We start from the raw sequence: 15,358 nt of genomic DNA, 5'->3' as shown, positions 1-15,358 counted from the left end.
CGAGGATGGACTTCGATGGCCAGAAGTCTGTTTTCCTGGACTGCCAGCAGGACATCCTCGAAACAAATCCCGCGTTGCTCAAGGAGTCGCGAATTCTTGTCCTCGCTCCAGAGTAGGTTTTTCAAAGTTCAAATCTCCTTGGAGAATGTAATGAATATACAGAGTGAATACAAGAGACGACAGGCGTTGTTTTGTTCCTTGTTCATCGTTCTTCGTTGAAATGCCAATCACCCCTGGCCCCTCCCAGGAGGGGGCAGGCTCAGCGCTGGATCGGGAGGGGGAGACTTTGGCTCGGTTTCCGACGACGAACAAAGAACGACGAACATAATAACATTTTCCGACAACGAACAACGAACAACGAACAACGAACAACGAACAGATAAACGAACACAAACCCATGACCACCATCACTCAACAAATCGTAAAAGAGCACAAGCCCGAGAGCATGGAGGAACTGTTGGCCAAGACCGTGGAGTTGGATGCTTCGGATTTGCATCTGACCTATGGCGAGCCGCCGGTGTTCCGGATTGGCGGGGATCTGCGGCCCATGAGTTGCGAGGCGTATGCGCATGAGGAGATTCGGGGTTTGCTTGATCAGGTCATGCCGCCGCGCTACGCGACGGTGCTGGAGGAGAAGCGCTCTGTGGACTTTGCCGTGAGCAGCTCCTCGGTGGGACGGTTTCGGTTCGCGGCCTATTATCAACGCGGGGCCTTGTCTCTGGCCATCCGCCTTCTGGCCAAGGGCATCCCGGATTTTCAGAGCCTGGGCCTGCCGCAGAGCATGGCCCGGCTGCCCACGTTCCGGGACGGGCTGGTGTTGGTCACCGGCGTGACCGGCTCGGGCAAGTCCACCACCCTGGCGGCGATCATCGACGCCATCAACCGGGCGGAGCGCAAGAACATCATCACGGTGGAGGATCCCATCGAGTACGTGCACCAGAACTGCAACTGCATCATCAATCAGCGGGAGCTGCACACGGACGTGCACTCTTTCCCCGACGCGCTGCGCGACTCCCTGCGCGCGGACCCGGACGTGATCCTGGTGGGCGAAATCCGGGACCTGGACACCATGCGCACCGCGATCATGGCCGCGGAAACCGGACATCTGGTCTTTTCCACCCTGCACTCCAAGGACGCCATGTCCAGCGTGAACCGCATGGTGGGCTCGTTCCCGGCCGGGGAGCAGACCCAGATCCGGCAGCAGCTTTCCTCCACCCTGCGGGCCGTGGTTTCCCAACGGCTTCTGCTCCGGGCGGACAAAAGCGGACGGGTTCCGGCGGTGGAATTGATGTTCGCCACCACGGGCATTTCGAACCTGATCCGGCTGGCCAAGGACGACATGATCTACTCGGCCATTGAGACCGGCCAGTGCGACGGCATGCAGACCATGGAGCAATCGCTCATCGGCCTGATGGAGACCGGACTGATCTCCAGCGAGACGGCCCTGCTTTCGGCCAAGAACCAGGAAATGATGCGCAATCGCCTGACCTTGCGCGGCCTTCTGAATACCGGGACGTGTACGTCCAGGAGCAGGGTTCGTCCGGTACCTTCAAGTGTCGGAAACGGAGCCAGATAGATCATGATGACCCGCGGCGACCGCTTCGGCGGCTACCTGGTTCAGCAGGGCCTGATCACCTCGGAGAACCTGGAGCATGTTCTGTCCGTGCAGCGGGTGGTCCAGGAAAAGATCGGTCAGTTGCTGATCCGGGAGGGGCTGCTCACCGAGGATCAGGTGATGCGGGCCTTGTCCGAGTTCACCAAGATTCCCCTGTACATCGGAAACGGGACGCCCTCGGATCCTCGTGTGGTGCGCCTGATTCCCGAAAAAATGGCTCGCCGGGCCGGGGTGATGCCCTTGATGCGCAACGAGGCCAATGAACTCTTGCTGGCCTGCAACGGACCGGTGCCCCGGGCCATGCTCCAGAATATTTCCCGCCTGGTCCGTGCCCCGGTGCGTCTGGTTCTGGTCACGGAGCGGCAACTGCGCAAGCTCCAGCAGATGGCCTACGCCCGGGAATTCGACACCACGATCGACTTCCGGACTCAGGCGGTGAACGGTGAAGATCTGAACGTGGTGGTGGAGCTGCTGGAGAAGCTGATGGTCCGGGCCATTTCCCAGAACAACGTGTCGGACATTCACTTTGAACCGGAAATGGACGGCTTTCTGGTCCGTTTTCGCGAGGACGGGATGCTGCGCCGGGTGGAGTCCCTGCCCGCGGGCATGGGCCAAAAGCTGATCTCCCGGATCAAGGTTCTGGCCAACCTGGATATCGCCGAACGTCGCGCCCCCCAGGACGGCTCCTTCGCCTTCCAGCCCACACGGCTGAAGGTTGAGGTGGAAGCCGTGAACCTGCGCGTGTCCATCCTGCCGGTGAACTACGGCGAAAAGGCCGTGCTTCGCCTGCTGCCGCCCCACGACGAGGAGGTCCGGCTGGACTCCCTGGGCATGGATGAAACGAGTCTGACCAGGTTCAAGTCCATCCTGCGCTCCCCGCATGGTCTGATCCTGGTCACCGGCCCCACGGGATCGGGGAAGTCCACGACCCTGTACGGGGCCCTGCAACTGCTGCGCTCGGATACGACGAACATCACCTCCCTGGAAGATCCGGTGGAACTGACCCTGCGCGGGGTGAACCAGACCCAGGTGGACGGCGGCGTGCGGCTGGACTTCGCCTCCGGGCTGCGGTCCATCCTGCGCCAGGACCCGGACATCATCATGGTCGGCGAGATCCGGGACACGGACACCCTGCGGGTCTCCCTGCGGGCCTCCATCACCGGCCACCTGGTGCTCTCCACCCTGCACACCAACGACGCGCCCAGCTCCTTTTCCCGGCTCCTGGACATGGGCGGGGAGTCCTTCCTGGTGGCCGTCTCGGCCCGGGCCATCCTGGCCCAGCGCCTGGTGCGCCTGGTCTGCGCCCACTGCAAGCAACCCCGGCCCGTGAACCGGGCCGAACTGGACATGCTGGGCCTGCGGGACACGCCCGAGGGCGCGTTCATGATCCACCGTTCGCTCAATGGCTGCGAGCTGTGCAATCACAAGGGCTACAGCGGCCGGGTCGGCCTGTTCGAACTGCTGGTGGTGGACGAGGAACTGCGCGAACGCATCATGCACGGCGCCACAACCCACGAAATCGCCCGCACGGCCAAAGCCGCCGGCAACTACCGCTCCCTGCTGGAAGACGGCGTGGACAAGGTGAAAATGGGTTTGACCACGCCGGAGGAGATTATGCGGGTGACGATGGAATAGATGTTGTTTCGTTCGTCGTTCTTTGTTCTTTGTTGGAGTAGCGAGCTTTCTTTTTACTGTCGTGCGCTGATTTGAATCAAGAACGAAGAACAAAGAACGAAGAACAGCGGCGTAGCCGCCAACGAAGAACGACGAACAAAGAACGAGAAAACATCATGCCCTATTTCGACTGCCGCGCCATGGATCCGGGCGGGAACATGATTCGGTTGCGCATCGAGGCTGAGAGTCAGGGGGGGGCGGCGGCTGAGGCGCGGGCCAGGGGGGTGACCCTGATATCCGTGGAGGAGGCCGGGGGCGGCGGCGGTTTTGATGCATTTTCGCCCACGCGGTTTCTGCCCGTGACCACCAAGGACAAGGTGCTTCTGTTTCGGATGCTGGCCACATTGGTCAAGTCCGAGGTCACGGTGACCCAGGCCATCCGCATTCTGCACGACCAGACCGATCGAATGAACGTCAAGGCCGTGCTGGCCGAGGTTCTGTCCAGGGTCGAAGGCGGTTCGCCGCTTTCCGAGGCTTTGGCCCACCATCCGCGGGTGTTCTCGCCCATGATGGTCAATCTGATCCGGGCCGGGGAAATGGGGGGCATCCTGGACACGGTCTTTCAGCGCATCGCCGACTATATTGAACGCCGGTCCAGCTTGCGCAAAAAGCTGATGATGTCCTTCTTTTATCCGGGGATCGTGCTGGTGGTGGGCCTGGGCGTGGTGGTGTTCATGGTGTTGTTCGTGATTCCGCGGTTCATGGGGCTGATTCAGGGCAAGCTGCCGCCCGTGACCCAGTTTTTGATGGATTCCACGGCCTTTCTGCAGGACAACGGTCTGAACATGCTCATTGGCCTGGGCGCGGGGATCGGAGCGTTGGCCGTGATGCACGCCGTGCCCCTGACCAGATACTATCTGGATCGGGGCAAGGTCTATCTGCCGGTGATCGGGCCGATCATCCGCCTGGGCGTGGTGGTCTCCTTTTCGCGAACCTTCAGCCTGCTCCTGGAGAGCCGGATACCCATGGTGGAAGCCCTGCGGGCCACCAGCGCGACCATCCCGAATACGGCCGTGAACGCATTTTTGGACAGGACCGTGGACCGGGTCATGGCCGGAGAGCCGCTTTCCGTCACGCTCAAGGAGAGCTGGGCCTTCACGCCCATCACCATGTCCATGGCCAATATCGGCGAACACTCCGGCCTGATGAGCGAATCCATGCTCACCGTGGCCGAGGTGCATGAGAAACTGCTGGAGGACAAAATCGCCCGGATGAGCGCCATGGTCGAACCGGCCCTGATCCTGACCCTTGGCGGCGTGGTCGGGCTGGTGGTCTATGGGCTGATTTCCGGGATGCTGGCCATGTACGCCGGATCGATGTGAGGAGGAGTCGTTTTTCCGTTCGTCGTTCTTTGTTCTTCGTTGGAGAGGCGAGGAGGTTGGTTGCTGTAATATCTGAATAAGAATGATGAACAATGAACGAAGAACGCCGAACGAAGAACAACCAGCAATGAACAGCGGCGCAGCCGTCGAACGAAGAACAACGAACATTACTAAAGGAGTACGCATGTCGATTCTACGTAATACCGAGATGAAATTGCTTTTCATTTTTTTTATCTTCATCATGCTGCTTGGATGCCAGGAGGTTGAGGTTTCGCATAGGACGGGCGGCGGGGCGGAGTCGGACGGCAGCGCCGTTTCGAAGTGGATGGACGAGTCGTTTCTGCTGGCTTACGCTCGCCGGATGGCCGATACCAAGGAACACGCCGGACGGGTCACGCCGGAATATGTGCTGGAGCATGTCCTGAATATGGAATCGCTGATTCGCGAGGCCCGGGACCAGGGTCTCACGGAGATGGCGGAATTCCGGCAGGCCGTGCATCAATTCCAGGCCGAACTGTTGCTGCGTACGTTGCAGCCGGATCTGGTCGCCGAAGTTCCGAGAGAGAGCATTACGGACGAGGATGCCCGGGCCTTTTTCGAGGAGAACATCGGGATGTACTCCCTGCCGGACACCTACGCGGCAACCGTTTTCCACACCCTGGATGAAGGCGAAGCGGGCATTCTGGGCGGCGCGGAAGATCGCGAGGCTCTGGACGCGATGGCCGAAGACTTACCGGGCGTGGAAGTGTTGGCCCTGGAGCCGATGCCCTTGGGGCGGTTTCCGGGCGAATGGGCGGAATGCCTCCAAGCACTGGAGCTCGGAGAATGCAGTCCGGTGGTGATGCACGAGGATCGCTTCGCGGTGGTGTGCCTGGAAGATGCGCGGACGAACCGAACGCAGGACTTCGAGCAGCGCAAGGAATACATCCGCAACGACGTCCTCTACTCCCGCTATCGCGCGGCCTGGGGCGAAGCCTACGAACATCTGCGCGAAAAGCACGGTATTGAGATCGACCCGGAAGTAGCGGAGCGGTTCAGGGAAAAGATGGAAGGGGAAAGAGAGGGCTGAGGGATGAGAGCTGAGACCTGAGGGGGAAGGCGTTATCTCGTCCGTCGTTCTTTGTTCTTCGTTGAATAAGCCAACCCTCCCCTGGCCCCTCACAGGAGGGGGATGGTTCACGCTAGATCGGGGGGGGGGCAGGCCTTGGCTCGGTTTCCGACGTCGAACGAAGAACGACGAACAATGAACCAAAAAACGGAGCTACAATGACTGACAATGCAAACGAAATTCTTTCTAACCGCAAAACATGCATCTGGCTGATGCTGGCCTTGTTGGTGGCTATTTGGGTGGGTGGCGTCGGGAATGCCTGGGGACACAGTACCGAGGGGTTGGTGCGGGCGCAGTTGGACAAGGAGCGGCCGACCTACGACGACTTCGCTTTTTTCATCGAACCCTACGTGAACCAGGAGAAGTACAAGGGCGTGCATCAGCCGTACATGGGGCGATTCTACGCTATGGACGACGTGATGGAATTACGGCTCGAAGGCCGGGAGGCCGAGGCCACCTTCGAGGTTCTGGACATGCGGGGCAACGACCGCTTTTTAGACACGATGCGCTTTATCCGCGGCGACGACGGCGTTTGGCGATACATGGAAGCCGAGGGCGGCCCTCGGGAAGTATACACCTATATTCCGGAATGGCAGCACATCCTGAAGACCAAAGTCCAACCCGCAAGCATGATCGGCCTGCCCGTGATGCTGGCGCTGTTGATATGGTTGCGCTTGCGCCGGAAGAAGGGGCCGAAGCAGGTGGCGGAATCTATCGAGCCGACGTGAACAAAAGTCTCCGGGAGTCTATGGTTCCATGAGTCTATGGTTCCATCTTCCGTGCGTCGCGGAGCGAATCGCACGAGGGCGGGGCGGGATCGCTGGAGCAATTCGGGCGAGGCGGGCAATGGCGGATTACCAGTCAAAGAGAAGAGCGCCATGGACCATGCCACGTCCCGTGCCATACTCCGTCGTCCATGCGAATGTACGATACCCGGCCATCGATTCCAGGTGGTACGATTCGTGCTTTTGGAACAGCCATGCAGAATTTTCCCCTGTTCAACCTCATGACATAGGAGCGCGGGATGTCGACGCAAGCGATTGATTCGGCAGTATACGGCTATTCCTGGCTTCTGATTATCCCAAGCCCGAAGCTCGCCAGTCATAGCGTCCTCCGTCCATCGGAATTTCGATACGCTTATCCCATACGTTTTGAGGGCTATCGCAGTGCCGCGTATTTTGACTTGAGCCGGACAACCTTGGGCAGGTAGTTGCGTGTCTCTTGGTACGGCAGATTTCGGACAAGGCGTTCGTACACTTCTTGCGGTGAGGCTGCGTTGATTCTGGCGACGGCTTGATTGCGGTCGCGGTGGAAGGCTCGCAGCACGTTGCCGCTTCCGGTATTGTATCCCGCGATCACGCAGTATTCCCGGCTTCTCGGGTTTTGGACCATTTTGAGGTATCGGGTGTCGAGGATGTGCAGGTAGGCCGTTCCCATGCGGATGTTGTTTTCGGGAACGAACAGATACTCTCTGGTCGGGGTGCCCGGACGGCCGTAGAGGAGCTGGTGGCAGTCCCGCCCCGCGGTGGTCGGGACGATCTGCATCAGGCCGTAGGCCGGAACGTGGCTTACGGCGTAGGGATTGAAGCTGCTTTCAGCCTCCATGATCGCGTAGATCAGGTCCGGGGGCTGGTTGAATCTTCCGGCGTTTCGGATCACGGAATCCTGAAATTTGAACTGCTGTCGGCCCTGGTATTCCCGGACCATTTCGAAGGCAACGAAATGGACCCGCGAGCGCCCGGACCCGCTTGTTTCGTAGCGTGTCCGGAGCAGGTGGTCCGCATAGCGCTCGGCTCGCCAGGCCCAGCGGATATTCTGGTTTTCATGGTCCACGACCAGGCCGAAGAGAAAGGGTTGTCCGCCGATTTTGACCTCCTTGTCGCTGAGCAGGTCCACGGTGGTCGGGTCTTCCGGGGTGAGCAGGGTCGCGACAATGGCATGCCGGAGCGCGTCCCGGGGAGCATCCTGTCTTCTGGTTTCCACGCGGATGCGTCCGGTTTCAAAGTTCACCACGGCGCGGCTTTGATAGTCGTCGGTGTATTTGACGTACTCGGTTTCCGTGGGAACCTTCCGGTCTTTCCAGTACCGTTGAATTTTGCTGATCAGGGTGGAAACCTGACGCCGGACCAGTTGATCGACCTCCGGAACGCCGGATGTCGGAATGTATGCCCCTACGGCCCCGGCCACATCCCCGGAAAGGGCGCGATGGGTCGATCTGATGCCTTTTTCCACTTCCCGATGCGTACACCCGAAAAGGAGCGCCGTCGGGATCAGGGTGAGGAATGATCGCCGATTCAATGCCGGGCTCCACGGTCTTGGGGCAGGTTGGTCATCGGTCACACGTTCCATCTTTTTGAGTAGGAATGTCTCCATCGAGAGATATCCGGGGTAACGAGAAGGTGAAGACCGTCCCTTGCCCTGGCTTGCTTTCAGCCCAGATTCGGCCGCCGTGTTTTTCGACGAACTCCTTGCACAAGAGCAGGCCCAGGCCCGAGCCGCGTTCGCCTTCGGTGCCGCGCAGGGAGGTTCTGCGATCCAGGGCGAAGAGGCCGCATAGAATGGTCTCGTCCATGCCCACTCCGGTATCCCGGATCGAGATGCGGACTGTTTCCTCGTCCTGTTCTGCGGTGATCGTGATCTCGCCTTGACGTTGGGTGAATTTGACCGCGTTGAACAGCAGGTTGCGGACCACGGTGCTGAGCATGGGAGGATCGGCGAGGATGGAGATGTGTTCCGGGACCGAGCAGCGTACGGCGATGGCTTTTTGGCGGGCGCTCGGTTCGATGAGTTCCAGGGTGCCCCGGATCAGGGTCGTGAGGGGTTGCGGCTGGGGCTCAAAGGGGGTGATGCCGCGCTGCATCCGGGCCCAGTCCAGGAGATTGTTCAGCAGGTTGTAGAGATTTTCCGCGCTGCCTTTCATGTCCTCGGCAAGTTTGCGGATGTCTTCCTGGCTCATGTCCTCGATGTGCCCGACCATCAAACGGATGAAGGAAAGAAAGCCGATGAACGGCGAACGCAGGTCATGGGCGATGATGGCGAAAAACTTGTCCTTGTCCGCCAGGGTCCCTTCAAGTCGGGCGTTGACTTGGCGCAGTTCGTCCTTGACCTGGTCCTGCTCGGCCATGGCCCGGGCCAGCTTGACCTGACCGAAGCTGAGGGTGGACACCAGATCCGCCAGGCGGGCGTAGAAGGCCATGGCCTGGTCGACGGTGTTCCGGTCATATCGCGGTACCCGGTCCAGCGCATTCAGGTAGGCTTCGGGGTCGAAGCCGTACCTGTGAGCCTGTTCCCGGAACAGCTCTCGATCCGGCATGTCGTCCGTAAACAGGAATTGGCCCAGAAACATGTTGCCCAGGTGGCGGCCGCCGATGATGATCGGCGTGGCCATGTCCCAGAGATTGTTCTTGCACTTGTAGAGCTTGAAGGTCCCGGGGTCGCCCACGGTGGAGAGCAATGTATCGCTTTCGATGCAATTGCGCAGGGCGTCGGGGTGGGATCGGTGGAATTTCGTGCAGATGTCCTGCCATCCGGAGGCTACCAGCACTTTGCCGTGCAGGTCCACGATGGCGCTGCCGATGTGAGTCAGGCGGTGGAAGTCCTCCATCAGCAGTTGGATGGCCCGTGTGTCGATGATGTCTTCCAGGTCCAACTCGCCCACGTCTCCGTCCGGAGAGAGCAGGGCGTCGAGCTTGTTCCGGACCCTGACTTCGCTTTCGCGCAGGGCCTGGTCCATGCTTTTGCGCTCGGTGATGTCCTTGATCAGGCCGTCGTAGGCCGTCAATTCCCCTTGGGAGTTCAGCCTGGCGACGATGGTGTTGCTCACCCAGCGCCGCTGACCGTCCTTGCGGATGATCCGGTGTTCCACCGGCTCGGCCCGGCCCTCCTCGAGCACCTTGCGGGCCTGCTCCCGGACCAGCTCCTGGTCCTCGGGCAGGACCATGTTGATCCAAAGGTAGGGATCCGCGGCGAATTCCTCGTCCGTGAAGCCGGTTATGGCGACGCAGGCCGGACTGTGCACGGTTTGAGAGGCCCGGCCGTCCTCAACACGGACGGTGTACAGATAATCGGTCAGACATTCCGTGATCCGTCGGTAGCGTTCCTCGCTTTCCAGCAGAGTTTCCTCGGCTCGTTTGCGCTCGGCGATGTCCCAGGCCAGATCGGCCAGGGAGGCCAGGACGTCCAGATCCTCGGCTCCGTAATCCGTGGGCTTGTTGCCCACGCCGAGAATGGCCACGATTCGTCCGTCGCGCTGCACCGGAACCACCATTTCCCGGAGAATCAGGGCATGGCCCTCGAGCAGCCCCCGACGGTGGGGCAGGGCGGCATAATCATTGTGGATCACCGGGGCGCGGGTGCGGACGCAGTCGGCCCAGACCCCGGCCCGGCTCACCGGGTAGTGGGTGATGGCGGAGGGGTCGGCGGTGCAGCTTTCCATGACGGTTCTGGTGGACCAGGTTTGAAGGACGATGGTGGATTGGTCGTCTTCAAGAAAGTGAAAAAAACCGATCCGACTGGCGGTGAGTTGTTCGGCTTCAGCCAGCGTGGCCCGGAGCAGTTCTGCCAAACTTCCGGAGCGAGCCAGGTGTTGAAGCCGGTCCCGGGCGGCCATGATCGATTCCGTGCGCTTGCGTTCCGAAATGTCCGAAAGAAACCCTTGGTGGAGCAGCACCCGCCCGGCGGAGGCCCGGACCACGCGCACCGTGGCCGAGGTCCAGAGCGGCGTACCGTCGCGGCGGACCAAGCGGCATTCATAATTCACAAGCTCGTCGTTCTGATCCAGAAGGCGGACCAATGTCTCCCGGTCCTCCGGATCGGCGAACACCTGGACGGCGATGTCCGTCACCGATGCCAGCAACTCTTCTTCTGAGTTGTATCCCAGCAAGCGGACCATGGCCGGATTGGCGCTGAGAAACCGGCCCTCCGGGGTGGCCGTGAATACGCCCATGGGCGTGTTGGCCACGAGTGCTTCATAGTCATGGAGGGAGTCGCTGGGAGACGTGGGGATCATGAAATCTCCATGTTCGGTTCAATTGCTATCCTGAATCTATCGAAATCGAAATCGTGATCGAAATCGAGCCTCATGTCCAAGAAGATGACTTAACACGGGGTATGTACGGCATTTTTCCGATTTCGATTTCCATCGCGATTTCGATACCGATTTGTTTTTGGGAACAAATCTGCCCTGCGCGCCGTGCCCCAACGGTGACGATTGGTCCATCCCCGCGAAGCAAATCACAATTCGTACATATTCAAAATAACGGACGCCCTGGTGATCTCACCGACCAAACGATCATCTTCCACAACAGGCAGGAATCCCAGATCGGAATGGGTCATCAGATGCAGGGCCTCTCGCAGGCCCTGGTCCGGATGCACGACCGAGACGTTGTGGTGGAGCATGGAGGTCACGGATTTGTCCCATTGCCGATCTTGCTTGATTTTTCGGAGTTGGCTTTTATGCAAGACGCCCAGAAGTCTGCCTTGTTCGTTCACCACCGGCAAGGCTTGGCGGCCAAGTTGGTTTCCGGGCCGGCCGTCGGTCCTTGAAGCGCTTTGGTTCTCTGGTCGCTCCAGGATGGCCGCGGCTTCCCGGAGGGTGTGCGTGGGGCTGAGTCCGGCTGAGACCGGGGTCATCAGTTCGCGGACTTGCGTCTGGCTGGTTCGGGCCTTGCGGATCAGTTCCAGGACCTGGCTTCGCGTCGATTCCAACGAGGCCTGGACAACGGCGGAACCGGCCCCGGGGTGGCCTCCGCCGCCCAGGCGGCGGACCACGGCGCCCACGTCGAACAGCTTGGGGTTGCCGCGTCCGATGACTGCGGTCTTGCGGGAACCCATGGGGAAAATCCCGAATGCGGCGTCGAGCCCTTGAATCTCCATGAACTTGGAGACCACCGTGGGCAACATGTTCAATTCCTTGCGGGCGTCCTGGACACAGACTCCCACGCGCAGGTCGTCAAGGCGGACGATTTCCGGTTCGGCCAGCATCCGGGAAAACAGATCCAGGTGACGGTCGTCCAGGGAACTGTCCAGGTACGCGCAAGCCACGTTCAGGTCCGCCCCGTTCTCCAGCAGGAAGGCGGCCATCCGCGCGTCCCGAGCCGTGGTGTTGGGAAAGGACAAGGAACCGGTATCGTCGTAAATGCCAAGTAAAAACAAGGTGGCGTGGATCGGGGAAAAGGCCGTGTCCTGGGCCTGAAAGCGTTCCAAAAGCAGGGTAACCGCGGCCCCGACCTCTTCCCGGTGTTCCTTCGCGGCGGCGATGGTTCCGCGGGCCATGTGGTGGTCCCAGACGGTTACCGGAAGGTCGTCCCGAGCGGCCAGGTCCCGCATTGCGTCCAACCGTTCCCAACTGGAAGTGTCCGTGACCACCAACTCGTCCACGGCGGCCAGGTCCACGGAGTCCCGGTGGTTCAGCCGGAGCAGATCCCAGTGCACGGCCAGGAAGTCGCGCACCGCCGGCTGCACGTGGGACGGGACAAGGCGCGTTGCGCCGGGATGCAGGAAGGCGGCGGCGACCATGGACGCCAGGGCGTCGAAGTCGGTGTTGACGTGGGTGGTCACGAGAATCATTCGCGTATCTCCTGTCCGGGGCTCGTCGTCAAAGACCAGGCTTTCCAGGAAAGCCCCGATTGCTTTTCCTCTAGCTGATTCCGGGCGTGTCTACAATCACGATTGCGTTTGCAACACACCCTGATCTTCGCTAGGATTCCGGGCACGTTCACGGATTGTCGCGGGATACGGTGATCGTCGGGACAGTGGAGCAATCAAAACAAAAAAGTAACTATTCAGCATAGAGTAATGCCTTTCCCGGGGTCGGAGTCGGGATCGGGATCGGGATCGAAAACGCTGGGAAGCGTTCAAATTTTCCTGTTCCGATTCCGATAGCGACCCCGACTCCGATTGTCGGAGCAAGGGCGGATACAAAATGTGCTGAGTAGATACACAAAAAAGGACAATTCCATGGCCAAGAAGAATAAGGGCAAAGCAGAAGCGGGAGCCTCCCCGGACCGGAAAAGTCGTCTCGTCCAGTGGGACGGCGATTTGCACGGCGGCGACAGCGTGGAAGGGCTCAAGCGCGACATCGTGCGGCACGTGGTGACCAGTCTGGGCAACGATTATGCCCGGCCCAACGCATTCACGTATTATAACGGCCTGGCCCTGGCCATCCGCGACCGGATGATCGCGCAATGGATCAAAACCCAGCGTTCGTATTACAATGAACAGGCCAAGCGGGTGTACTACCTGTCCATGGAATATCTGCACGGCAAGTCGCTGTTGAACAGTCTGCACTGTCTGGGGTTGCACGATCTGGCCAAGGAAGCCTTGGCCGAATTCGGCCTGGACCTGGAAGACGTGGCCGAGGTGGAGTGGGACGCCGGGCTGGGCAACGGCGGTCTGGGCCGCTTGGCCTCCTGCTATCTGGACTCCATGGCCACCCAGTGCATCTCCGGCTACGGCTACGGCATCCGTTACGATTACGGCATGTTTCACCAGACCATCGAAAACGGGGCCCAGGTGGAGCAGCCGGACAACTGGACCAAGCATGGCACCCCCTGGGAGTTCGACCGGGCCCGGTTCATGACCCCGGTCAACTTTTTCGGCCGGGTCCGGACCTGGGTGGACGACCAGGGCCGGCTGCGTCACGATTGGGTGGACACGGAAAAAGTCCTGGCCATGGCCTGCGACCTGCTCGTTCCGGGGTACCGCAACGGTCGGGCCATCAACATGCGGCTGTGGGCCGCCAAGTCGGATACGGAATTCAACCTGGAGTTCTTCAATACCGGAGACTACATCGGCGCGCTGGAGGCCAAGATCCGGGACGAGACCATCTCCAAGGTGCTCTATCCCAGCGACGACAAGCTCCAAGGCCGGGTGCTCCGGCTCTGTCAGCAGTATTTCTTCGTTGCCGCGTCCCTGGACGACATTCTGCGCCGTTACAAAAAAAAGTTCGAGACGTTTGATCAGCTACCGGAAATGGTGGTCATCCAGCTCAACGACACCCACCCGACCATCGCCATTCCCGAACTGATGCGCGTTCTGGTGGACGAGGAACTGTTGGACTGGGACACGGCCTGGGATCTGTGCACCAGGGTCTTCGCCTACACCAATCACACCATCCTGCCAGAGGCTTTGGAAACCTGGCCCTGCTCCCTGATCCAGCGGGTTCTGCCTCGGCACATGGAAATCATCTACGAGATCAACCACCGCTTCATGGAGTGGCTGGACGGGCAGGACGACGGCCATCCCGACCCGGACGGCCGCAAATCCCGACTGTCCATCATCCAGGAACATCCGGAAAAGGCCGTACGCATGGCCAACTTGGCCATCGTGGGCAGCTTTTCGGTCAACGGTGTGGCGGCCATGCATACGGAAATCATCAAGGCCGAGGTGTTTCCGGAATTTCACGCCGTGTTTCCGGGTCGGTTTCGCAACGTAACCAACGGTGTCACCCCGAGGCGCTGGCTGAACCAGTGCAATCCCGGTCTTGCCGAATTGATCTCACAAAAGATTTCCGGCAACTGGCTATACAACCTGGACCGGCTCCACGATCTGATTCCCCATGCCGATGACCAAGCCTTCCGGACGGCGTGGCGGGACGTCAAACGGGCCAACAAGGAGCGCCTGGCCGCGTACGTGAGCCGCAAGCTGGGCTTTGAATGCAACCTGGACGCCATGTTCGACGTGCAGGTCAAGCGCATCCATGAATACAAGCGCCAGCTGCTCAACGTGCTGCATGTGATCACCCTCTATAACCGGATCAAGGCCGACCCCGCAAAGGATGTCGTCCCCCGAACCGTGTTTTTCGGCGGCAAGGCCGCGCCGGCCTATTTCATGGCCAAACTGATCATCCGGCTGATCAACGGCGTGGCCGACGTGGTCAACCCCGATCCGGACGTGGCCGGTCGGCTGCAAGTGGTTTTTCTGCCCAACTATTGCGTGTCCCAGGCCGAGCGGATCATCCCGGCCACGGAATTGTCCGAGCAGATATCCACGGCCGGCTACGAAGCCTCGGGAACCGGAAACATGAAGTTCGCCATCAACGGGGCCCTGACCATCGGCACCCTGGACGGGGCCAACGTGGAAATGCTGGAAGAGATCGGGGCGGAAAACATGTTCATCTTCGGCAGCACCGCCGACGAGATCAAGGCGTTGCGCCGCGGCGGGTACAATCCCTGGCAATTCTGCGAAAACGATCCGGAGCTGAAGCAGGTGCTGTCCATGATCTCCGGCAACGTCTTCTCCCCCCACAATCACGGCCTGTTCGCGCCGATCATCGACAACCTGCTCCACCACGGCGACTACTTCTGCGTCCTGGCGGACTACCGGGCCTACGTGGAGTGTCAGGAACAGGTCGGCACGCTCTACCGGGACCAGGACGAATGGACCCGGCGCTCCATTCTGAACACCGCCAACATGGGCAAGTTCTCCAGCGACCGCTCGGTCATGGACTACGCCCAAAACATCTGGGGCGTGGACCCTCAAGCCTGTCTGCTTTAATCCTGGAGCTTTGTTTAGTATTCAGTCGCCGATGAGTAAATGTATTCATCCACTAGTGTCCCAACATTGTCATTGCCAAGACATGTATTTGTTTGAAATTAATGGATTAATAGGAGTTTTTGCCATGTAACGACTTGAAAGGCT

General features: G+C 60.0%; 9 protein-coding genes. 6 read left to right on the top strand and 3 right to left on the bottom strand.

Annotated features, from left to right (window positions below; translation table 11 throughout):
* Positions 1-397 precede the first annotated feature (397 nt).
* From AC559A_RS16035 to AC559A_RS16015, 5 genes are all read left to right on the top strand, one after another.
* A complete protein-coding gene (locus AC559A_RS16035) occupies positions 398-1,576 on the top strand; it encodes a type IV pilus twitching motility protein PilT (protein ID WP_498818696.1) in 1,179 nt (392 codons plus the stop codon).
* Positions 1,577-1,579: 3 nt separating this feature from the next.
* Positions 1,580-3,250 (top strand): GspE/PulE family protein, encoded by a 1,671-nt coding sequence (locus AC559A_RS16030; RefSeq protein WP_498818695.1) that lies wholly within the window; start codon positions 1,580-1,582, stop codon positions 3,248-3,250.
* Between the two features lie 155 nt (positions 3,251-3,405).
* A complete protein-coding gene (locus AC559A_RS16025) occupies positions 3,406-4,611 on the top strand; it encodes a type II secretion system F family protein (protein WP_498818694.1) in 1,206 nt (401 codons plus the stop codon).
* A gap of 184 nt (positions 4,612-4,795) precedes the next feature.
* A complete protein-coding gene (locus AC559A_RS16020; RefSeq protein WP_498818692.1) occupies positions 4,796-5,680 on the top strand; it encodes a peptidyl-prolyl cis-trans isomerase in 885 nt (294 codons plus the stop codon).
* Between the two features lie 197 nt (positions 5,681-5,877).
* Complete coding sequence (locus AC559A_RS16015; protein ID WP_028571455.1) at positions 5,878-6,447, top strand: hypothetical protein; 570 nt, start codon at positions 5,878-5,880, stop codon at positions 6,445-6,447.
* A gap of 430 nt (positions 6,448-6,877) precedes the next feature.
* Here AC559A_RS16015 and AC559A_RS16010 read toward each other — a convergent pair whose 3' ends face one another.
* The 3 genes from AC559A_RS16010 to AC559A_RS16000 all read right to left on the bottom strand — a co-directional run bounded on the left by AC559A_RS16010 (position 6,878) and on the right by AC559A_RS16000 (position 12,286).
* Entirely contained in the window at positions 6,878-8,017 is a 1,140-nt protein-coding gene (locus AC559A_RS16010; RefSeq protein WP_498818690.1) for a murein transglycosylase domain-containing protein, read from the bottom strand.
* Between the two features lie 31 nt (positions 8,018-8,048).
* Entirely contained in the window at positions 8,049-10,727 is a 2,679-nt protein-coding gene (locus AC559A_RS16005) for a PocR ligand-binding domain-containing protein (RefSeq protein ID WP_498818689.1), read from the bottom strand.
* 224 nt (positions 10,728-10,951) lie between these two features.
* The gene (locus tag AC559A_RS16000; protein ID WP_498818688.1) at positions 10,952-12,286 is read right to left on the bottom strand and encodes a CBS domain-containing protein; all 1,335 of its coding nucleotides are present in this window, start codon (positions 12,284-12,286) and stop codon (positions 10,952-10,954) included.
* 390 nt (positions 12,287-12,676) lie between these two features.
* On the opposite strand from AC559A_RS16000, the gene AC559A_RS15995 reads away from it, so the two are divergent.
* A complete protein-coding gene (locus tag AC559A_RS15995) occupies positions 12,677-15,214 on the top strand; it encodes a glycogen/starch/alpha-glucan phosphorylase (protein ID WP_498818687.1) in 2,538 nt (845 codons plus the stop codon).
* Positions 15,215-15,358 lie beyond the last annotated feature (144 nt).

It is taken from the genome of Desulfonatronum zhilinae, assembly GCF_900182865.1.
GTDB lineage: Bacteria > Desulfobacterota > Desulfovibrionia > Desulfovibrionales > Desulfonatronaceae > Desulfonatronum > Desulfonatronum lacustre.
Note: the sequence above shows the minus strand (reverse complement) of the source record. Positions and strands in the feature narration are given on the sequence as shown.

Bases quoted from the DNA above. Each gene is read 5' to 3' on its own strand.
- AC559A_RS16000 (WP_498818688.1), bottom strand. From the start codon at position 12,286: ATGATTCTCGTGACCACCCACGTCAACACCGACTTCGACGCCCTGGCG.
- AC559A_RS16020 (WP_498818692.1), top strand. From the start codon at position 4,796: ATGTCGATTCTACGTAATACCGAGATGAAATTGCTTTTCATTTTTTTT.
- AC559A_RS16035 (WP_498818696.1), top strand. From the start codon at position 398: ATGACCACCATCACTCAACAAATCGTAAAAGAGCACAAGCCCGAGAGC.
- AC559A_RS15995 (WP_498818687.1), top strand. From the start codon at position 12,677: ATGGCCAAGAAGAATAAGGGCAAAGCAGAAGCGGGAGCCTCCCCGGAC.
- AC559A_RS16005 (WP_498818689.1), bottom strand. From the start codon at position 10,727: ATGATCCCCACGTCTCCCAGCGACTCCCTCCATGACTATGAAGCACTC.
- AC559A_RS16030 (WP_498818695.1), top strand. From the start codon at position 1,580: ATGATGACCCGCGGCGACCGCTTCGGCGGCTACCTGGTTCAGCAGGGC.
- AC559A_RS16015 (WP_028571455.1), top strand. From the start codon at position 5,878: ATGACTGACAATGCAAACGAAATTCTTTCTAACCGCAAAACATGCATC.
- AC559A_RS16025 (WP_498818694.1), top strand. From the start codon at position 3,406: ATGCCCTATTTCGACTGCCGCGCCATGGATCCGGGCGGGAACATGATT.